Source organism: Streptomyces sp. NPDC059454 (assembly GCF_042749965.1).
In the GTDB taxonomy this organism is placed as follows: Bacteria; Actinomycetota; Actinomycetes; order Streptomycetales; family Streptomycetaceae; genus Streptomyces.
The window spans coordinates 36,484-56,180 of sequence record NZ_JBHYVC010000011.1; the positions used below are offsets into that span (position 1 = coordinate 36,484).

General features: G+C 69.4%; 18 protein-coding genes and 2 pseudogenes. 12 read left to right on the forward strand and 8 right to left on the reverse strand.

What is annotated here, in order from left to right; all coding sequences use genetic code 11:
- Positions 1–108 precede the first annotated feature (108 nt).
- From ACFXAE_RS10650 to ACFXAE_RS10680, 7 genes are all read left to right on the forward strand, one after another.
- A complete protein-coding gene (locus ACFXAE_RS10650; protein ID WP_384711174.1) occupies positions 109–1,518 on the forward strand; it encodes an FAD-binding protein in 1,410 nt (469 codons plus the stop codon).
- Positions 1,519–1,562: 44 nt separating this feature from the next.
- A complete protein-coding gene (locus ACFXAE_RS10655; protein WP_384711177.1) occupies positions 1,563–2,429 on the forward strand; it encodes a sugar phosphate isomerase/epimerase family protein in 867 nt (288 codons plus the stop codon).
- Positions 2,430–2,837: 408 nt separating this feature from the next.
- Complete coding sequence (locus ACFXAE_RS10660; RefSeq protein ID WP_384711180.1) at positions 2,838–4,109, forward strand: MFS transporter; 1,272 nt, start codon at positions 2,838–2,840, stop codon at positions 4,107–4,109.
- A gap of 194 nt (positions 4,110–4,303) precedes the next feature.
- The gene (locus tag ACFXAE_RS10665) at positions 4,304–4,954 is read left to right on the forward strand and encodes a D-glycero-alpha-D-manno-heptose-1,7-bisphosphate 7-phosphatase (RefSeq protein ID WP_384711183.1); all 651 of its coding nucleotides are present in this window, start codon (positions 4,304–4,306) and stop codon (positions 4,952–4,954) included.
- Between the two features lie 69 nt (positions 4,955–5,023).
- Entirely contained in the window at positions 5,024–5,698 is a 675-nt protein-coding gene (locus ACFXAE_RS10670) for a hypothetical protein (protein ID WP_384711465.1), read from the forward strand.
- Complete coding sequence (locus ACFXAE_RS10675) at positions 5,661–5,969, forward strand: transposase (RefSeq protein WP_310771210.1); 309 nt, start codon at positions 5,661–5,663, stop codon at positions 5,967–5,969. The genes ACFXAE_RS10670 and ACFXAE_RS10675 overlap by 38 nt, the downstream gene beginning before the upstream one ends.
- Positions 5,966–6,883: an IS3 family transposase gene (locus ACFXAE_RS10680; protein WP_384711186.1), complete on the forward strand. Its 918-nt coding sequence runs from the start codon at positions 5,966–5,968 to the stop codon at positions 6,881–6,883. The genes ACFXAE_RS10675 and ACFXAE_RS10680 overlap by 4 nt, the downstream gene beginning before the upstream one ends.
- 1,481 nt (positions 6,884–8,364) lie before the next feature.
- On the opposite strand, the gene ACFXAE_RS10685 is transcribed toward ACFXAE_RS10680, so the two are convergent.
- Positions 8,365–9,075, reverse strand: a complete 711-nt coding sequence (locus tag ACFXAE_RS10685; RefSeq protein WP_384711189.1) for a glycoside hydrolase family 11 protein — start codon at positions 9,073–9,075, stop codon at positions 8,365–8,367.
- A gap of 625 nt (positions 9,076–9,700) precedes the next feature.
- Here ACFXAE_RS10685 and ACFXAE_RS10690 point away from each other — a divergent pair.
- From ACFXAE_RS10690 to ACFXAE_RS10700, 3 genes and pseudogenes are all read left to right on the forward strand, one after another.
- Positions 9,701–10,111: pseudogene (locus tag ACFXAE_RS10690) on the forward strand (transposase); the annotation flags it as partial.
- A gap of 387 nt (positions 10,112–10,498) precedes the next feature.
- A complete protein-coding gene (locus ACFXAE_RS10695) occupies positions 10,499–10,951 on the forward strand; it encodes a MarR family winged helix-turn-helix transcriptional regulator (RefSeq protein WP_384711192.1) in 453 nt (150 codons plus the stop codon).
- Between the two features lie 121 nt (positions 10,952–11,072).
- A complete protein-coding gene (locus tag ACFXAE_RS10700; protein ID WP_384711196.1) occupies positions 11,073–11,963 on the forward strand; it encodes an NmrA/HSCARG family protein in 891 nt (296 codons plus the stop codon).
- Between the two features lie 161 nt (positions 11,964–12,124).
- Here ACFXAE_RS10700 and ACFXAE_RS10705 read toward each other — a convergent pair whose 3' ends face one another.
- From ACFXAE_RS10705 to ACFXAE_RS10715, 3 genes and pseudogenes are all read right to left on the reverse strand, one after another.
- On the reverse strand, positions 12,125–13,192 hold the full coding sequence (locus ACFXAE_RS10705) for an alkene reductase (RefSeq protein WP_384711199.1): 1,068 nt from the start codon (positions 13,190–13,192) through the stop codon (positions 12,125–12,127).
- Positions 13,193–13,264: 72 nt separating this feature from the next.
- A complete protein-coding gene (locus ACFXAE_RS10710) occupies positions 13,265–13,915 on the reverse strand; it encodes a class I SAM-dependent methyltransferase (protein ID WP_384711202.1) in 651 nt (216 codons plus the stop codon).
- Between the two features lie 71 nt (positions 13,916–13,986).
- Positions 13,987–14,298, reverse strand: a pseudogene (locus ACFXAE_RS10715) (MFS transporter); the annotation flags it as partial.
- A gap of 134 nt (positions 14,299–14,432) precedes the next feature.
- Between ACFXAE_RS10715 and ACFXAE_RS10720 the strand changes: the two are divergent.
- Complete coding sequence (locus ACFXAE_RS10720) at positions 14,433–15,005, forward strand: helix-turn-helix domain-containing protein (RefSeq protein WP_384711205.1); 573 nt, start codon at positions 14,433–14,435, stop codon at positions 15,003–15,005.
- Between the two features lie 30 nt (positions 15,006–15,035).
- On the opposite strand, the gene ACFXAE_RS10725 is transcribed toward ACFXAE_RS10720, so the two are convergent.
- From ACFXAE_RS10725 to ACFXAE_RS10740, 4 genes are all read right to left on the reverse strand, one after another.
- On the reverse strand, positions 15,036–15,806 hold the full coding sequence (locus ACFXAE_RS10725; RefSeq protein WP_384711208.1) for an NAD(P)/FAD-dependent oxidoreductase: 771 nt from the start codon (positions 15,804–15,806) through the stop codon (positions 15,036–15,038).
- A 49-nt stretch (positions 15,807–15,855) separates the two neighbouring features.
- Positions 15,856–16,470: a TetR/AcrR family transcriptional regulator gene (locus ACFXAE_RS10730; protein ID WP_384711212.1), complete on the reverse strand. Its 615-nt coding sequence runs from the start codon at positions 16,468–16,470 to the stop codon at positions 15,856–15,858.
- 157 nt (positions 16,471–16,627) lie between these two features.
- Positions 16,628–18,019 (reverse strand): amidase, encoded by a 1,392-nt coding sequence (locus ACFXAE_RS10735; RefSeq protein ID WP_384711215.1) that lies wholly within the window; start codon positions 18,017–18,019, stop codon positions 16,628–16,630.
- A complete protein-coding gene (locus ACFXAE_RS10740; RefSeq protein ID WP_149546842.1) occupies positions 18,006–18,212 on the reverse strand; it encodes a hypothetical protein in 207 nt (68 codons plus the stop codon). The genes ACFXAE_RS10735 and ACFXAE_RS10740 overlap by 14 nt, the downstream gene beginning before the upstream one ends.
- A gap of 148 nt (positions 18,213–18,360) precedes the next feature.
- Between ACFXAE_RS10740 and ACFXAE_RS10745 the strand changes: the two genes are divergently transcribed.
- A complete protein-coding gene (locus ACFXAE_RS10745) occupies positions 18,361–19,686 on the forward strand; it encodes an MFS transporter (protein WP_384711218.1) in 1,326 nt (441 codons plus the stop codon).
- Positions 19,687–19,697: the final 11 nt, after the last annotated feature.

Here is a 19,697-nt window from a genome sequence, read left to right on the forward strand (position 1 = left end):
GCCTCTGTGCGCACCGCACAGTCGGTCGTCCCACTGCCGGACAACAACCCCCGGACCACGAACAACCATGGAGTATCAGTGAAATCGTTGGGTGACGTGGAGACACTCGTGGTCGGCGCCGGAATGGCCGGCCTCGCGATGGCGGCGGAACTCGCCCGGCGGGGACGGGAATCGGTGGTCGTACTGGAAGCCGGGCCCGACCGGGGCCGTACACATATCCAGAACGCGTATCCCTCGACCGAGGCGTTACGGCTGTGGCTGCGCCCGGAGACCGACCCCGACTTCCACCGGCCTTATCGAACGGCCAACGGGGTCTACCGCGACTTGGCGGGCCTGCGTCGCCGGGTCGGCGGCCGCTCGCTGTACTGGGGTGGCGTGCTGCTGCCCATCGAACGCTGGGCGCTTTCCGAGCACTGGCCGAAAACGGTCGTTACCGAACTGACCGAGTCCTGGGACGGGGGGCCGTCGCTGTACCAGCGGGTCGTGGACGACGTGGTCGCTTGGGGTGCCGAGCCCCCCGGAGCACCTGGTCTGACCATCGGAGCACTGGAACTCGACCGCACGCCGCATGCGACGCGCTCGGAGGCCAGGGGCCGGTGGAGCGCGTTCAGTCCGCTGGCATGGTGGGACGACGACGGCGACCCGAGGGTGCGCCGAGTGCCGATTCTCGCCGGCCATGACGTTCTGGGCGTCCGTGTCGAACAGGGCAGGGCAACTGGCGTACTGGTACGCACCGCGGACGGTGAGTTGCTCGACCTCCGTGCGGAACGGGTCGTCCTGGCCGCGGGCACTGTGGTGAACAGCCGGCTGGCCGTCCAGGCCCTGACTACCTCGGACGCCGCCGCACCGCGTGCCCTGCCAGGACTCGTGGACAAGATCTCACACGGGTTCACGGTCTCCCTTCCCGATGCCGAACGGCTTCCCGACGCCATCCGCGCGGCCGCCCGCGAAGGCCATATCCACCACCGGACCGGTACTGCCGGTACCCGGTCGAACCAGTTCGTGCGCTTCACCGAAGGGGCGAACGGCACGGTCAACCTGGACAGCTGGACCATGGGCGAGCAACGCCGTGGCCCGCACAGCAAAGTGGGGTGCGACGACTCCGCCGCATGGCCTTGGCCGACGACTGTGCACTCCGGGCTCGAAGCGGCCGACGAAGAGGTGCTCGCCTCCCAGCAGCACCTGCTCGGCGAACTGTGGGCCGAAGTGTCGCTGCTTCTCGGCGTTCCCGCCGATCCGCTGCAGTTCTCGCCCCGGTACGGTTCGCCCGACCTGGCCGACAGGCTGACGGCGGCCCGCACGACGACGCCCCTCACCTACAGCTTCCCGCTCGGCTCCGAGCAGCACGAGGCCGGCACGCTGGCCTTCGGTGAAGTCCTCGACGAGAGCCACCAGTTCACGGCCCTCCCGGGTCTGTACGCGTGTGGGCCGTCGGTGATGCCACGCACCGGAGCGGCGAACCCGGCCATGACGACGCTCGCACTCAGCAAGAGGTTGGGGGCCGTCCTCGCCGGGTGACACGCAGCAGAGGCAGCGAGAGAAGAGGGAGTCCCATGCAAGAAATGTCGATCGCGGTTTCCGGTACCGAGTTCACGGACGCCGACGGCGTGGACGGTCTGATCGAAATGGCCAGGTCCGCTCAGTGCGATGCGGTGGAATTCTGGTACCCGAAGAACGCCATGAAGGACGGTGTTGACGAAGCCCTCCGCAAACTGGACCGCGCCGGACTGCGCACAGCCTGTGTGTCGACCCCCAGCCACCTCTACGGACCCGGCGGAGCGGAAGGCGTCCGGCTCCTCCACGAGGCGATCACGCTGGCGGCACGGGTGGGCAGCAACCGGGTCAACACCTACTTCGGGCACGCGCCGGTGGTCGACGACGAGCATGCGATCGCGGCATACGCCGACGCGCTGGCACCAGTTCTCGACCACGCCGCGACGGAGAACGTGGTGGTCGTGCTGGAGAACGAGTTCGACGCGTTCGGATGGGACCCGGCCGGGTCCGACATCACCAGGCGGCCGGCGGCGTTGGCGGCGCTGTTCGCCCGGGTGGACTCACCCTGGTTCGGCTTGAACTTCGATGCCGCGAATTTCCACTGCGCAGCGGTGTCCCCGGTCCGCGACGCGTTGCCCCTGCTCCTGCCGTGGCTACGTTATGCCCATGTGAAGGATGTACGTCGCGCGTCGGCGAAGGCCCCGCCCGACGGCTGGACGAGGTACACCGATCACGGCAGACCCTATGACACGGTGCCTCTCGGCGCCGGGGAACTGGACTGGCCGGCGATGATCGGCAGCCTGGCGAAGGCCGGTTACGACGGGTACCTCACACTCGAACCGCACTGCGCGCCGTCGATTCTCCTGTCCGAGACAGCCGGAGCGGCCGGCCACCTGCGCGACGTGCTCGAAGTGCACGCGCCGTCCCGCCGGTGACCCGAAGACCCTGGCGCCACGGCTGACCGACAGCCGCGCCCGGTGCCCCAGCCGTCGAGGCGTTCGGGGCTCGGGCCCGCCTCCGGCCAACGCCGCTCACCCGACCGCCGCCACGAGGTGAGGCCGTTTCCCACCACCTCTCCGGTCATCCGTTCGACGTCGATCGAGGCCCCACCGGTCATCCCTGCGGGAGCCGACCGGGGCGCATGCTCCGGGCAGGACACCGGGGCCGTGACGGTCTCCTCCGAGACCGGCCGCAGCGGTTGAAGCGGCCCGAGGACAACCTTCGATGAGGAGTACATCGCCTTGCCCGACCGCTGGCACCGCGAACCCGCCCCCCCGCCTCCGACACCACTTTGTGCTGCCCCCTGCTGCGTCTGTTCTCGTAGCCGCCCCGACGGAGGCGTCGTGAAGTCCACGGCCGCCGAGCGGTCGCTGTGGCGCAACCGCGATTTCGTCACGCTCTGGAGCGGTCAGGTCGTCTCCACCCTCGGCGCCCAAACCAGCGCGACAGCGATGCCGCTGCTCGTGCTGGGCATGACCGGCTCGCCTGCCGACGCGGGCCTCGTAGGAGCCGCCGGCACTCTGCCCTTCCTCGTCGCCTACTTGCCGGCCGGACCGTTGGTGGACCGGTACAACCGACACCGGATCCTGCTGACCAGCGAGATCCTTGCCGGACTCGCTCTGGCCACCGTCCCCCTCACACTGTGGCTGGGCCTGCTGACGGTCGCTCAGCTCATCGCGGTCGCCTTCGTCCAGGGACTGTGCTACGTGTTCTTCAGCCTGGCCGAGACCGCGGCCCTTCCCAGAATCGTGCCGACCGCCCTGCTTCCCACGGCCCTGGCACAGAACGAGGCCCGTAAACGGGGTGCCGCCCTGGCCGGTGGGCCGCTCGGCGGCCTGCTCTTCGGAATCGACCGCGCCCTGCCCTTCCTGGCCAACACGATCTCCTATGTCGCCGCCTCCGCCGCGCTGTTGTTCCTCCGCAAGGACCTGCAGAGCACGGTGACCGCGCCTGCCGAGCCGCTGTGGCGGGCCACCCTGACAGGACTGCGCTGGATCCGGCGCCACCCGCTCATCCGTACGGCGGTCCTGCTGATCGCCGCAACCAACTTGATCTTCCAGGCACTCATCCTGACTCTCGTCGTCCTCGCCCGAGACCACGGTGCGAACTCCGGTGCCATCGGAACGATGCTCGGGATCCACGCCGGCGGCGGGCTCGTCGGCGCGCTGGTCGCCGGCCGGGCTCACCGTTGCTTCACCCCCAAGGCGGTCATCATCGGGGTCAATTGGATCTGGGTCGTGCTCCTGCCGTTCTTCCTGCTCACCACCGACCCCCTGCACATCGGACTGGTCGGTGCGGCCACTTCGTTCGTCGGACCCGTATGGAACGTCGTGATCATGAGCTACACCGCACTCCTGGTCCCCAACGAACTCCTGGGCCGGGTCACCAGCGCGGCGATGACCTTTGCCTGGGGGGTGATGCCCATCGGTTCGCTCGGCGCCGGACTGCTGCTGACCGCCGTGGGCCCCGCAGGTGCCGTCGTCGTTCTCACCGCCGTCATGTTCGTCGTGGCGGTCGGCGCGACCATCAGCCCTGCCGTTCGCCGCGCCCCGCCGATGACCGCCCCCGGGAAACGGTCGGAGAACGCGCCCTCTCCGAGCCCACCGCGGTCATGAGCGGCGGCCCGCTCGACAGTGAAACGACCGCGACGATGCCGAAGCGCGAGTACGTCCGGACACCGGGCACCGCCCGGTCCGCAACCTCCTTCCAGGGAAAGGCATCACAAGAGCCCGAACCGTCCCGGGACTTCGTCACCCGCACAGACGGCCCGACCGGGCCGGCGCCCACCGGTGCCCGTCGTCGGCCTGCGGTGTTCCTGGACCGCGACGGCACCCTCACCGAACCCCGGCACTACCCGTCCCGCCCCGAGGACCTGGCGCTCCAGCCGGGGATCGGGCCACCGCTGCACGCCCTCCAGCACGCCGGCTTCGCCCTCATCGTGGTCACCAACCAGAGCGGACTGGCCCGCGGCCTGATCAGCGAGGCCGCCGTCGCGCCCATGCACCGGCGGCTGCGGGAACTCCTGGCCCGCCACCGGGTTCAGCTGGACGGGATATACCTGTGCCCGCACCATCCGGACGGTGCCGTGCCGCGGTTCTCCATCACCTGTTCGTGCCGCAAGCCCGCCCCGGGAATGCTCCACCAGGCCGCCGACGACCTCGGATGCGACCTGTCCGCCTCATGGATGGTCGGCGACTCCGTCTGCGACGTCGACGCAGGCCGCCGGGCCGGAACCCGTACCGCCCTCGTCGGCCCACAGCCCCTTGCCGGTGCCGTACCGACCCTGTACCGGACCACGACGGCCCGGGCGCTCGAAGCCATCGGTGCCTCCGAGATCCTTCGGGCACCAGGGCAGGACCCGCATGAGGAAGGAACGGGACGGCCACCGCACCCGTCCGTCCCGTCGGCGTCGTCGCGTCGTTCGAACCCACGTGCAGAAGGTCCGTCCCGTGAATCCTGACGCGTCATCCATCACACGAGGAATCGCGCCGCCCGGCCCGGGGGCCATGACAGACTCGTGGTGGCACCCGTGACGATCACTCCGACGAAACCGCTCACCCCGACCCACGTCAAGGGCTTCCTGTGGACCGACGTGCTGGTGAGGACAAGTGCCTTCGTCACAGGAGTGCGGCTGGTCTGGAACAACCGCATGGCCACCGTCACCACCCGGTCGACGGCATTCTGGAGGTATCTGGACCTCACCGAACCGGACACCGACTGGAGCCGCGAACCGGAGGCCCGGATCGGCCAGCGGTACGTGGCGTTCCACTCCGAGCCCCGCGAGACCGACCGACGGGTGCTGGAGGGCTATCTGGCCCGGGCCGACGACGGCTGGATTCATCCCGCCGCCCGGCGCATGCTGGACCGCCGGCGGAGCGAACTGGAACTCCTGGGCGTCCGTACCTGCCGGGCTGCGTGTACGAGTTCGTCCCGGCCGACCCGGATCCAGGAGCGTCCGGGTAAGCCAGGAGGCGAAGCCGTCGTTCGGGTGCGGGCGGGCCGCCACCGGCCTCGGGATGGACGTTGGAAAGACCGCTCACCACGGTCACGGGCTCACCCCGGCCGGGAAGAAGGTCTTCGACAAGCCGATGCCCAACCGAGGTTCCCCCGAGATGCGGAGGGTGGTGACAGAGGGTCAGATGGTTCTCATGAGAGGAGCATCGACCATGGCTGCACCCAGAAAGTACTCGCTGGAGTTGCGTGAGCGTGCGGTACGGATGTATCGCACCACGGAGCCGAGGCCGCAGATCAAGAAGCTGGCTGTCGACCTCGGTGTGCATCCCGAGGCTCTGCGCGGCTGGATCCGGCAGGCCGAGGCGGACGCCGGCGAGCGCGACGACCGGCTCACCACCGACGAGCGGGCCGAGCTGGTGGCGCTGCGTAAGGAGAACGCCCAGCTCAAGCGGGCGAACGACGTGCTGCGGACGGCGTCTGCGTTTTTCGCGGCGCAACTCGACCCGACCCGGCCCAGGTGACGGCGCTCCTCGACGAGCATCCCCGCCTGGGAGTCGAGTGCGTACTTCGGGAACTGCACATCCCCTCCTCCACCTACTACCGCTGGCGCCGCGCCGAGCGCGAGCCGTGCGAACGGCAACGCCGCGACGCCGAGCTCACCGAGCAGATCAAGGAGATCCACGCGGAATCCGGTGGCGTCTACGGATCACCGCGCGTGCACGCCGTCCTCAGACGCGAGGGCACGCGCGTCGGCCGCAAGCGGGTCGAACGTCTGATGCGCGAGGCCGACATCGCGGGCATCAGCCCACGCCGCAAGGGCTTCACCCGCCGCGATCCCAAGGCCACGCCCGCCCCGGACCTGGTCAACCGGGACTTCACCGCGTCCGCGCCGAACCGGCTGTGGGTCACCGACCTCACCATGATCTCCACCGGGGAGGGCCCGTTGTGGCTCTCGGCGATCCGGGACGCGTTCTCCCGCCGGGTGGTGGCCTGGGAGACCTCGGCCCGCGCGGACGCCGACCTGGTCCTGACCACGCTGGAGTACGCGCTCGCGTCCCGTGAGGTCGAGCCCGGCAAGCTCATCCATCACGCCGACCACGGCTGTCAGCACACGTCTATCGAGCTCACAACACGCCTGGTGAGAGCGGGAGTTCAAGCGTCGATGGGTTCCGTCGGGGACTCGTATGACAACGCTCTCGCGGAGAACTTGTGGATGCTGATCAAAACGGAGTGCGTGCGCGGTCGGGTCTTCGCGACCAGGGCCGAGGCGAACCTCGCGCTCTTCGAGTACATCGACGGTTTCCATAACAGCCGGCGCATTCAGGAACGGCTCGGCTGGCTCAGTCCGATCGAGTTCGAGGAGAAGCACTACACCAAGCAGGCGACGGCCGAACCGACGAACCTGAACACCCGTCAACCCGCTCTGACCAGCTGATCAGCACCTCTCGCACAGCGGGGGAACCTCACTCCCCCGTGACACCCGGAGCGGTGCGGCGGCGACAGCGCAATCGCCGCGTGCGCGGGCGTGCAAGCACTCCTGAAATGTCTTCACCATGTCCCGGTCCAGAAAGTCCTACGGGCACACAGTGCATCGTGAGCAGGGAGAGCGCCAATGGACGGCAAGCCGACGCCGACCACGGCAACCCCCTGCGCACAGCCAACGTGGGCGGTACCTTGCCTCTCCGGTGAGATCTCCCGGCCGCGCCGAAGCAGCCGTCACTGCGTCGTACCCAGTAGTCCTCACCATTGCGGGACTCCTCGCGACTACATCGGGCAGAGCAGCCCGCACGACCGCTGTCTCTGCGGTGACACCTCATCAGGACGAGCGTCATCTGAGCGTCGAGACGGCTGGCGCCGTCCGGGCCGAGAGAGCGAAGACAACCCCGTCGATTTGACAACGGCCCGAAGAACCCCAGGTCGGACAGCCTCCGTAAGCCAAAGAGGCGCTCAACGTCGTGCGCTTCGGGAAACAGATCCAGCACACCCTGCCCCACCTGAAAAGCCCAGGAAAACCGCAGGTCAGAGCGACTTCGCGGCAGGCTCAAGGATCGCGACGCACTCCACGTGCGACGTCATCGGAAACATGCCCGGATTCCCGACTGGAGAAAGTCGCAGGTGAGAGGAACTTCCCCTGGCACCGGAACGGCCCACCCCGGGCCGGAGCGTCATATGAGCGTCACGGCCGCGCCTCTCTGACGCCGTCATTCGCCCCCGTCCCGGCCACTTCAGCTGCCCTCCACGATCGACGTCCTCCCGAGCTGACCGCCGAGGCGGATGGTCTGCCCACTGAACGCAACAACGCCGGCCCCATTGGATCACTTACGGAGAGAGCCCTCGCAGCGGTCGGCTCCTCTTCCACAGCCCGGATCCGCGTTCACTCCCTCCCGTCGAGTGCAACCTGTGGACAGTGATCGTCCCGAATTGGGCCACCTCAAATGGGGGTTGCCACGTCCCAGCGTTCCAGGGTGTCGACCTGCGGGGTGTCGTCGATTGCGTCGGTGCAGGAAATGCGCGCACCCTGGGAGGGATCTCCCTCCTCTTCCTGGACTCAAGATCCAGTGTCGAGGTGTCCACGATCAAGGTGGAGTGCCCCAACTGATCACGACACGTACGATGTCACTCATCGCATGAAAAACGGTGTCCACTCCCGGGGATCGACCTCAGTGCTGACTGCGGTCTGCGGCGACGACAACCTGGCCGTCGCCTTTCTCGCCGACCGTACGACCGTGCGGGCCGAGGGCCACCCGCTGCCGGCGGTCACCACGCTGACGCGGGAGGAGTGCGTGGACGAGCCGATCACTGTGTGGAGGCGCTGGTTGTCGAACCGGTCGGCCCGCCCCGCGGTGGCGGGTTCGCCACGGTTGCGGGACCCGCCACGAGGGCGGAGCCCGCAACCGGTTGTTCGCCGGACAGAGGTCAGCCGCTGACCGTGATGTTAGAGCTCCCACTGCTCTGGTAACCCTCGGTGGCCATGATCATGTAGTACCTGAACTGACCCATGTTCATGCCCGCGCGCGCCCAGGCGTCGAAGTGGTTGCCGGTGGTGATGGTGCCGGAGCCACTGGTCACCTTCGACTGCCGGACGCTCCAGTACTGGTCGAAGGTGCGGGTGCCCTCGACGGAGGGGGCGTTGTACCGCGTCGTCTTGTAGATGTCGTACGTGCCGCCGTCGCTGTAGACGGTGCCCCTGTACTCGCCGGTGGGCCGGTAGCTGCCCCAGTTGTCGACGATGTAGTACTCCACCAGCGGGTTCGACGTCCAGCCGTAGAGGCAGCCGTAGCCGTTGCCCGACGGGTTGAAGTAGCCGGTGTAGCGGACCGTCCTGCGCCCGCCGGTGTTCCAGCCCTTGCCGGCGACGAAGTTGCCGCAGTTGGTCCACCGGGTGCTGTAACTGCCGCCGCCGTTGAGCGTCATGGAGACGGAGCCGCCGCCGTCGGTCCAGAACGAGTAGTACATGCCGTCGTAGCCGGTCTGGTTGGTGGTGATGGTGGTGGCGGCGTGGGCGGCGCCGGGCAGCAGCAGGCCGGACGCGGTGGCGAGCGCGACCGTGCCTGCGCCGCCGAGGAAGCCTCGTCGGCTCAAGCCGCTGAAGGGAGCGGGGTTCTGCTGGATCCGGTCCTGCTGCATACGTCCTCCCGGTGAAGGCTGGTGGGGGGCGAGCGGCTTCTGCCGCCCGCGGCCTTGCGTGGAACACGGCGGGGGTCGCCCGTCGTCGTGCCGCAACGACCGACCGCCATCCCCGGTCGCATGACGCGAGGGGAACGACGGTCTCCCGTCGTTCGGTGGCCACAGTTTTCGTAGAACGCCATGACCCTGTCAATACTTTCGACAGCCTTTCGGAAACACTTCTCTCACCAGAGGAGGTCTTGGCGAGTGCATCTTCGCCGGTCAAGCCACTTATCACGCGGACCGTTGTGAGGGATGGAATGGGACAAGGAAGGAACGCACCGCAAGTATGCGCGCGACATCCGAAACTTTCGAGTGGGTGTGGATGCGACTGCGGAAGCCCCACTGGGTTGACAGGGCGCGGTAGGCATCGGCCACCTCACTCTCGGGACGTCATTTCCGCGCCGAGCGGACTCGCGCCCCGCCCCGCGAAGGCATACGCATCGATCCGCTGAACGGGAGTGTTCAATGATCGGCGGATCCGATGATCAAGGAGACGCCGGATGAGCGACACCGCCATCGAGCAGATACCGGGCAGCGAGCCGGCGGCGGGGCTGTGGCGGCGAGCGACGAACGACTGGTTGCGATGCTCGTGGATCGGGCCCGGTCGGAGGGCCTGCAGCCGACCGGGGAGGGCGGGCTGCTTCAGCAGTTGACCAAGCGGGTCCTGGAGTCCGCCCTGGAGGGCGAGATCACCGATCACCTCGGATACGAGAAGCACGACGCCGACGGTCGGGGCAGCGGCAACAGCCGCAACGGGACGCGCGCGAAGGCAGTGCTGACCGATGTCGGCCCGGTCGAGGTCAAAGTTCCCCGGGACGTGGCCGGAACGTTCGAGCCGGCCATCGTCGAGAAGCGGCAGCGGCGCCTGTCCGGGGTGGACGAGATGGTGCTGTCGCTGCCGGCGAAAGGGCTGACGCACGGCGAGATCTCCGCGCACCTGGCCGAGGTCTACGGCGCGAGCGCGTCCAAGGCGACCACCTCCACGATCACCGACAGTCAGTGATTGGGTCCCCGGTGGTCGTGACCCAATCACTGACTGACGTCCTGCTGGACTGTCCTTGCTTTGATCTGTCCGACCGCCGGGGCCCGGTTCCCAGGGCTCCGGCCGGGTGGAGCATGAGCTCATAGGAGCCTGGCCAGAGGCCCCCTGACTGTCCTGTCCGCCCCTTCCGGCCGGAGCTACCTTCGGCAAGGAAGGCATCTCCAGCATGACAGGCACAGAGGCGGCGGGCACGAGGGACCAAGCCGTAGTCGGCGGGGTGGACTCGCACGCCGACATCATCCACGTCGCCGTGGTGACCAACCGGGGCGGGCAAGGCAAGGCGGATTTCACTGGCGGCTGGACGGTCGGGCAAGCCGGCCGGCGTCGGTAGACTGGGTGTTGGGCACCAGACGAGGGGCGGCGGGCGTGGACTACGGCGACAAGCTCTTCTGGCTCTCGGTCCTGATCCAACGGAGGTACGCGCAGATCTGCGCCGCGTACGACCTGACTTCCTCACAGGCCACGCTGCTGTGCGCGGTCAAGGACAAGCCGCGGCAGATGGCGTACCTCGCCGCCTCACTCGGCATGACCAAGAACGCGCTGAGCCAGCTCGTCGACCGCACCGAGCGGCGCCACCTGGTCAGCCGGGCGAGTTCAGAGCAGGACCGGCGGGTCATCATGCTCAGCGTGACGCCCACGGGGAAGGTGCTCGCCGAGGCGGTGTTCGCCGAGACCACCAAGCGCCTGCCCGACGTCGCGGAGAACCTCGACGCCGACGACCAGCGCGACTTCGAACGCCTCGCCACCGCCATCGTGGACGCGTCAGGCGTCTCGACGTCCACCTCGTCCTGACCTACCGCGCAGTCCTCCTCGACACCCCCATGCCTAGCGTAAGTTCACGGCATGAACTAATCTGGTTCACGGCGTGAACTAGTTGAGGTTCATGGCATGCCCCCTAACGAGAGGTGACGACATGGTCACGCGGGAAAACGGTGCCATCGCGGTCTTCGGTGCGACGGGACAGCAGGGCGGGGCGGTCGTCGACGCGCTCCTGGCCCGAGGAGCGCGGGTGCGGGCCCTCGTCCGCACCCCCAAGTCCGATCGAGCGCAGGCGCTGGCCGCCCGAGGCGTCGAGCTGGCGACCGTCCGGATCGACGACCCGGCGTCAACGGTCGCCGCGCTGGAGGCGGTCGACGCGTTCTACTTCATGACCCCGGAGGCGAACAGCCTCGAGGAGATCGAGGAGGAGGTCCGAGTGGGCACCGCCCTCGTCGATGCGGCGGCCGCAGCGCGCGTGCCCCACGTCGTGTTCAACTCGGTCTTCGGAGCGGATCGCGAAACGGGCGTGCCGCACCACGACTCGAAGCACCGGATCGAGGAATACCTGAAGCTTTCCGGCCTGAGGGCCACGATGGTTCGCCCGGCCGCCTTCATGGAGAACTTCGCGACCGTGATGGAGCCGAGCCTGGAGGACGGAACAATCGTGCTGAGGCTGCCGCTGCCGGACGACATCGGCCTGAAGATGATCTCGATCAAGGACATCGGCCGGGTCGCCGCCGCGATCCTGCTCGACGCCGCGGACGTGCCCGGCGGAGCCATCGAGGTCATCGGCGACGAGCCGACGGGCCCCCAGATCGCCGCCGCGTTCGGCGCGCGCGCCGGGCTGCCGTCACGCTACGAGGCCCTGCCACTGAGCGTCCTCGGCAACGACCTCGACAAGGCGATGTTCCGCCAGTTCGCCAAGGCGTCAGACCACCCGTCGGACCTCGCAGCGGTGCGGGCGATCGAGCCGACCATCTGGGACCTGGCCGAGTGGATCCGCTCCACCGGCTGGACCGCGCCCGCGGACCGGGTCCGTTCCTGATACTCCAGCCGGACTTCTGTATTTACGCTGGTCAGCGGCCTGGCGGTGGGGAGTGTAAATACAGAAGTCCGGCTGGAGTGCTAAGACGCTCCCGTGCGGGACCTCAGGTGGTGTGGAAAGAACGAGGAGGCGAGGGCGACTTCGTTGGCCCCGGGCCCTCGTCACATGGTCGGGTAGTCGGTGTAGCCGCGGTGGTCGCCGCCGTAGAACGTGTTCACGTCGGGCTGGTTCAGGGGTGCCTGGGTCTGCCAGCGCTGCACGAGGTCGGGGTTCGCGATGAAGGCGCGGCCGACAGCGACGAGGTCGGCCTGGTCGTTGTCGAGGAGGGCTTGGGCGATGGCAGCGTCAGTGACCGGGTCCCAGCCGTTGCTGACGATGCGGGGGCCGGCGAAGCGGTGGGAGAGGTCCTTGATGAGGGGCGTGGTGGGGTCTCCGATGGTGTGCAGGTAGGCCAGGCCCATGGCGCGGAGGGCGTCCACGAGCGTGCGGTAGGTGGCGGCGGTGTCGTCCGCGTTGTCCTCGATGGCGCCGTGGAGGTTGATGGCGGGTGAGATGCGGATGCCGACGCGTTCGCTGCCGATGGCGTCGGAGACGGCCTGGGCGACCTCGATGACGAAGCGGGCGCGTGCCTTCGGGGTGCCGCCGTAGGAGTCGGTGCGCTGGTTGGTGTTGGGGGCGAGGAACTGGTGGAGCAGGTAGCCGTTGGCGGCGTGGAGCTCGATGCCGTCGAGTCCGGCGTCGACGGCGGCCCGTGCGGCTTGGGTGTATTCGTCGATGACGGTGGGGATTTCGTCGGTGCCCAGTGCGCGGGGGACGGGGTGGGGCTGGGGGCCGGTGGCGGTGAACATCTCGCCGGGTGCGGCGATGGCGCTGGGGGCGACGGTTTCGGCGTGGTGCTTGTTGTCGGGGTGTGAGATGCGTCCGGCGTGCATGATCTGCGCGACGATGTGCCCGCCGTGCTGGTGGACGGCGTCGGCGACAGTGCGCCAGGCGGCGGTCTGGGCGGGGGTGTGCAGGCCGGGTGAGTTCATGTACCCCTGGCCCACGGTGCTGGGCTGCGCGCCTTCGGTGATGATCAGCCCGGCGGTGGCCCGCTGGCCGTAGTAGGTGGCCATGAGGTCGGTCGGTACGCCGTCGGAGGTGGCGCGGTTGCGGGTCATGGGGGCCATGACGATGCGGTTGTCCAGTGTCCACTTGCCGACGGTCACCGGCTCGAAGAGGTCTGCCACGGGGGTCTCCTGAAGAGAATGAGGCTGCGCGCGTTGTGACGAGGGCCGGCTGGGGTGCGGTGGAGTGGGTCCTTAGATGCGCCGGACGGCGACGACCGTGTCGGTCACGGTTGCTTTCTGGCCGTCCGGGCCGGTCGCCTCGCGCTCGGGGGATGCCAGGCGGGCGGCAGTGAACCGATCGGGGTCGAGGGCGAGTTCGTCGAAGATTTCCTGTGGGCGGGGAAAGTGGGTGTCGGGGTCGGTGTTCCAGGCCCAGGGGCGCACCGAGCCGTGGTCGACGATGAGGAGGAGTCCGCCGGGGGTGAGGGCGTGGGCGGCCTGGCGCAGGACGTCGGCGCGGGGCAGGTGGTAGGGGGTCTGGAGGTACTGGGCGCAGACGAGGTCGAACGTCCCGGCGGGGAAGGTGTCGGCGAGGTCGTGCTGCTGGGTGCTCACGCGGTGGGCGACGCCTGCGCGGGCTGAGTGCTGGGTGACGCGTCGCAGTGCGGTGGGGGCGATGTCGACGGCGGTGACGTGCCAGCCGTGGGTCGCGAGCCAGACGGTGTCGCCGCCTTCGCCGCAGCCCAGGTCCAGGGCCCGTCCGGGCGGGGTGAACTGTGCGGCGGTCTCGGCGAGCACCGGGTTGGGATCGCCCTTCCACACGGCGTCCTTGCCGCGGTAGAGGTTCTCCCAGAACCGTGCCGCCTCGGCAGGGGCCTGAGCTCCTCGGGTGGAGTCGTTCATCGGTGTGGCGCCTTTCCGGTCAGTGGGTGGGGACGGGGGCGGTGGGCTGTGTGTTTGCGGGGGTCCTGGACGATCATGGAGGCCGCCGTGAAGCCCAGCAGGCCGATGACGAGGATGCGCTTGCGTCCGGCGAAGTCGGCGATGCGCCCGCCGAGGAGCAGCAGCCCTCCGAAGGCGAGTGCGTGGGCGGTGATCATCCACTGACGGTTCGCGTCGCCCATCGCGAGGTCGCTCTGCGCCTGCGGCAGCGCGATGTTCACGATGGACACATCCAGCACGACCATGAGGGTGGCGACCGACGCGACGATCAGCGCCATCCACCGGCGCGGATCCGGCGCCTCCGCATCCGGGACCTTCCCGGCGGTGCGAGCGGGAGTGGACATCGGCAGCTCTCCTGAGCGATAAGGGGCGGGATTACCTCGGTGAGCCACGAGGTGCGTGGCTCACGTCGCCAGGAGAGTGCGCCCAGGCCCCGAAAAGTTGCAATCCTTCATGCCGGTTCAGCAAGATGCGGCGCATGGAGGAATTCGAGAACGTGCTGGCCGGCGTCGGACCCCGGCTGCGGGACCTGCGCCGCCGGCACGCCCTCACACTGGCCGCGCTGGCCGAACTCACCGGGATCTCGGAAAGCACGCTCTCCCGCCTGGAGGGCGGAGGCCGCAAACCCAACCTGGAACTCCTGCTGCCCCTGGCCCGGGCCTACAACGTCCCGCTCGACGAGCTCGTCGGCGCTCCGGAGACGGGCGATCCCCGCCTTCATCTGCGCCCCGTCACGCGCGACGGCATGACGTACGTGCCGCTGACCCGCAGGCCGGGCGGCCTGCACGCGCACAAACTCGTCATCAGCCCCACCACCGGCGAGCCCGAGCTCCGGACGCACGAGGGCTATGAATGGATCTACGTCCTCAACGGCAGGTTCCGCCTTCACCTCGGCGACCGCATCCTGGTCATGGCACCGGGAGAAGTCGCGGAATTCGACACCCACGTCCCGCACTGGCTGGGCCCCGACAACGACCAGCCGGTGGAACTGCTGGTCATCTTCGGCAAACAGGGCGAACGCGCCCACCTGCGCGCCCGCCCCACCTCCTGACGCCCTCGAGCCCGGGCGCATGCCCTCCCGTTACCGGCCGGATTCCGGGGGCGTCATCGAATCCAGGCCATGCCGGCGATCGCCCAGAACCCGCTCGCACACCAGCGCCTCATGGGCCGCGCCGAAAACCTGGGCGGATCGGCGGCGGGCCACTGCCTCGTCGGCGTCGGCGTTCACCAGATCGGCGTTGATCGCCGCAGCCGCCGCCACACCGGACGCCTGCGCCGCAGGCAGACCGCCCATCAAATCGGTGACGTTGCCCGCCACATACACCCCGGGAGCCTCGGTCGCACCGCCCGGCTCGGAGGGCACATAGGTGCCCACACCCATGGGGTGCTCCACCGGGTCGACCCCCAGGCCGGACAGGATCTCGCCGCGCGCCACGACCCGTGGCGCCACCACCAGCGCGTCCACAGGGACACGCCGGCCCGAGGCCAACCGGACACCGCTCAGGGCGTCGTCCGTGACATCCAGGCCGGACACCTCACCCTGCACGACCCCGATGCCGCGTGCCGCGAGGCGCTCCCACTGCTCCTCGCTCGGCTCGGGACCAGAGTGAAGAAACAGCGTGACACGCGATGACCACTGGCGGAACAACAGCGCCTGGTGCACCGATGCGGCGCTGGTGCCCAGCACCCCGATCGTCCTGTCGCGCACTTCCCAGCCGTGGCAGTACGGGCAGTGCAGCACGTCGCGCCCCCACCGCGCCCAGAGACCCGGCACCTCCGGCAGCTCGTCCACCAGGCCCGTCGTCACCAATAGACGGCGGGCACGAAAGGTACGGCCGCTCTGCGTGCCCACGACGAACCCCCCGTCCGTCCGGCGTGCCGACGCCGCGTGAGCGAAGTGGTCAGTTGTCGGGTTTCTTCTTCGAGTGCCGAGGGGCGGCGGCCTGGGTGGGGCGAGCGCCGGCCTCGATCTGCTGGGCGTACACGGCGTTCGTCACGAGCTCGCGCGCGTATGCGGCGTCCAGTCGGCCAGGGCGGAAGAGGATGCGGTACATGATCGGCGCCACGACACGGTCGATCAGCAGTTCCGTCTCGGGCACCGGCTCCCCCCGCTGCACCGCACGGGCCAATACGACGTCGATCTGCTCTGCGGCATACGCCGAACACCGACCGGCATTGGTTCCGTCGGGGTCGCCGAGCAGGGCGTCCCGGATGTAGGCACGCCCGGGCGGCGAGGCCATCTCGTCGACGAACTGTTCCGCCCACGCGTCGAGATCGGCCCGCAGGCTTCCGAGATCGGCCGGGTCCGTTTCCGGGCGCAGTCGTTCGACGGCCACGTCTGACAGGAGTTCCTGCAGGTCGCCCCAACGACGGTAGATCGTGGAGGGGGTCACGCCCGCCCGAGTGGCCACCATCGGGACCGTGAGCGCGTCGCGGCCCACCTCCCCCACGAGTTCACGTACCGCCGCATGGACGGACTCCTGTACGCGTGCGCTGCGCCCGCCGGGGCGGACCATGGGCTTGGGACTCATGCGATCCACCTTAATGCGATTTTGTTGCTTCTAGGCGGTGGCCGGCGTCGGCGACCCGCGGGGCCACGTGTCCGGGCGGCCGAGCACGGCGGACGCCCCTGCAGCGACGCGACCGCATGCCGGCTGGAACGTCCGCCTTCCCTCAGGCAGCGAGGGGAGCAAGCCGCCCCGCGCCGGCCACCGACTCCTCGTAGACCCGGCCCACACGGAGCACCGTCGCGTCGTGGAAGGGGCGCGCCATCAGCTGCATTCCGATCGGCAGTCCGGCGCGGTCGTGACCGACCGGCAGGGTGAGGGCCGGGACGCCGGTGATGTTGGCCGGGGCACAGAGGCGGACGTAGCTGTCCGACACGGCCTCGGTCGTGCCATCGGCCCACTCGACGGCTTCCTGCCCCGCCTCGGCGGCGGTCATCGGCACCGTCGGCGCGGCGAGGACGTCGATTCCGTCGAACATGCGAGCCCAGGCGTCTCGCATCATGGTGCGGGCCCGCTGGGCGCGGAGGTAGTCGCCCGCAGAGGTGAGTTCGCCGGCCTCCAGCAGGATGCGAACGTCCGCCGCGTACAGGTCGGGGGTGGCCCGCAGCGACCGCTCGTGGTAGGCGGTGGCCTCGGGAACCATCAGCCCCCACTGAACGGCCTGGACGTAACGCGCCATCGGGATCTCGACGTCGACGAGCTCCGCCCCCAGCTCCGCCAGCCGCTCGATCGCGCCGCGTACGGACTCCTCGACCTCGGGCGCGACCCGGTCGAAGTAGTGGTTCCGCGGTACGCCGACCTTCAGTCCTCGCAGGTCGCCTCCCGGGAAGCGGTCCGGCATCGGGCCGGACACGCTCGCCGGGTCGCGCGGGTCGTGGCCGGCGATCGCCGACAGCACCAGCGCGACGTCCTGGACGGTGCGGGTGAGAGGGCCCACGTGGTCCAGGGACCAGGACAGCGAGGTCACGCCGGTGCGGGGGACCAGGCCGTAGGTCGGCTTGAGGCCCACCACGCCGTTCAGGGCCGCGGGGACCCGGATGGAACCGCCCGTGTCCGTGCCCATGGCGAACGTCGCCCCGCCGGCGGCGACAGCTACCGCCGAGCCGCCGCTCGACCCGCCCGCGACCCGGCTGTGGTCCCAGGCGTTGTTCGTCTGCGGAGTGGTCAGGCCGTAGGCGAACTCGTGTGTGTGCGTCTTGCCCAGGAGGACGGCCCCGGCGGCGCCGAGCCGTTCGGCCACCCGGCTGTCGCGTTCCGCCACGTGCCCTGCCCGGACGTGCGAGCTCGCCGTGGTGGGTATCCCCTCTGCGTCGATCAGATCCTTGAGCGCCATGGGGATCCCGTGCAGCGGCCCGCGCGGTCCGCTTCCGGAGATCTCCCGTTCGGCGCGGACCGCTGCGGCCAGGGCCGCGTCGGCGGCGACGGTGACGTAGGCGCCCAGCCGTCCTTCGACGGCGGCGATACGGGCGAGCACCGATTCGGTGAGTTCGACGGGGGACAGCTCCCGTGCGCGCACCGCACGGGAGGCTTCGGTCAGCGACAGCTCAAACGGTTGCATCGGCGTTCCCCTGTCCGGCTCGGTAGGAGGACGCGGGAGGGGTCTCGCCGAAATCGAGCTCGCGCAACGTGCTGATCACGGAGTGGATGTGGTTGGCCGTCATGGCCACTCCTTCGTGTCGGCCGTCCCCGAGGGGGAGCCCCGCCCGCAACGCCCCTCGGGCTGCCTCTTGGGGGGTGAGTTCGCTGGTCATGGCTTCCTTCCGGATCTGTGCGGCGCGACGGGCCGGGTCTGGTGCAGGACCTCCGACCACCGTAAAAGCGAATCGTTTGCTTTAGTCGATCGTAGGGCCTACGGTGGCTTAAAGCAAACCAATCGCTTTTAACACGGGAAGGATCCTCATGCAGAGCGCCCCCGCAGGCCTCGCGCCTCCCCGCACCTCCCCATCCGGACGCCTGCCGTTCGCACTGCACGCCTCGATCCTGATCGCGCTGCTCGCCGCATCCAGCGCGCCGACCCCGCTGTACCCCCACTACCAGGCTCAGTGGCAGTTGTCGTCCCTCGACATCACCGTGGTCTTCAGCGCCTACGCCCTGGCGCTCCTGATCGCGCTGCTGACGACCGGAACCCTTTCCGACCATGTCGGACGTCGCCCCGTGCTCCTGGGCGCGCTCGCGGTCCAGGTCGCCTCCATGGCACTGTTCGCGACGGCCGGCGGCCTGACCACCCTGATCGGCGCCCGCGTGCTGCAGGGCATCGCGACCGGCGCGGCGACCAGCGCAGCAGGTGCGGCTCTCCTCGACCTGGAGGATCCCGCCCGGCCGGGTCGCCCCGCTCTGGCCAACAGCATCGCGCCGGTGGCGGGCATGGCGGCCGGCGTCCTGGCGGCCACCCTCATGGTGCGCTTCGCCCCCGTTCCGACGATCACGGTGTACGCGGCCCTGATCGCCGTGTTCGCCGCGCAGGCCATCGCCCTCGTCTCGACGCCCGAGACCGTCCGCCGCCGTCCCGGAGCACTGCGCTCGACGCGGCCCCGCCTGGCGCTGCCGCCGGCGGCCGCCCACGCTCTCCTGCTCAACGGCGCCGGCGTCGTCGCCGTCTGGGCACTCGGCGGCTTCTACTCGTCCCTGGAACCGGGCCTCACACGGCTCGTCTCCCCCGGCGGACCCGAATACGCCGGCGGCATGGTCTTCTTCACGCTGACGGCCGTCGCCGCCCCGACGGTGTACTTCACGCGCAGGATGCGTGCCGACGTCTCCGCTCTTCTCGGGAGCTGCGCGGTGATTCCGGCGGCCGTCCTGACCCTGGCTGCCCTCCACCTCGCCGACCCCGTACTTCTCTTCGCCGGGGCGGCGCTGGCCGGGTTCGGCTTCGGAGCCGTCTCCCAGGGTGCGCTGCGCGCGGTCGTCGACTCGGTCCCGGCCCGGGAGAAGGGCGGCACGCTCGCCTCCTATCACGTACTCAGCTACCTGGCGATGAGTCTGCCCGCCATCGGCGCCGGCGCCCTCACCGCCGGCTTCGGGCTGCGTGCGGCGGCACTGGCCCATGCCGGCTGCGTGGCCGTACTGGCGACCGTCGCAGTCACGACGCTGACCGCGTCGCTGCGCAGTCGGCGCCGGGCACCGTCCCCGGACACCCGCTCCCGCCCGGCAACGAGCAACTACACATCCGCCTCGCCCGGCACACCCGCTCCAGACATCTCCGTCCTCGCGGCCCATGACAGGTAAGGAAAGTCGCC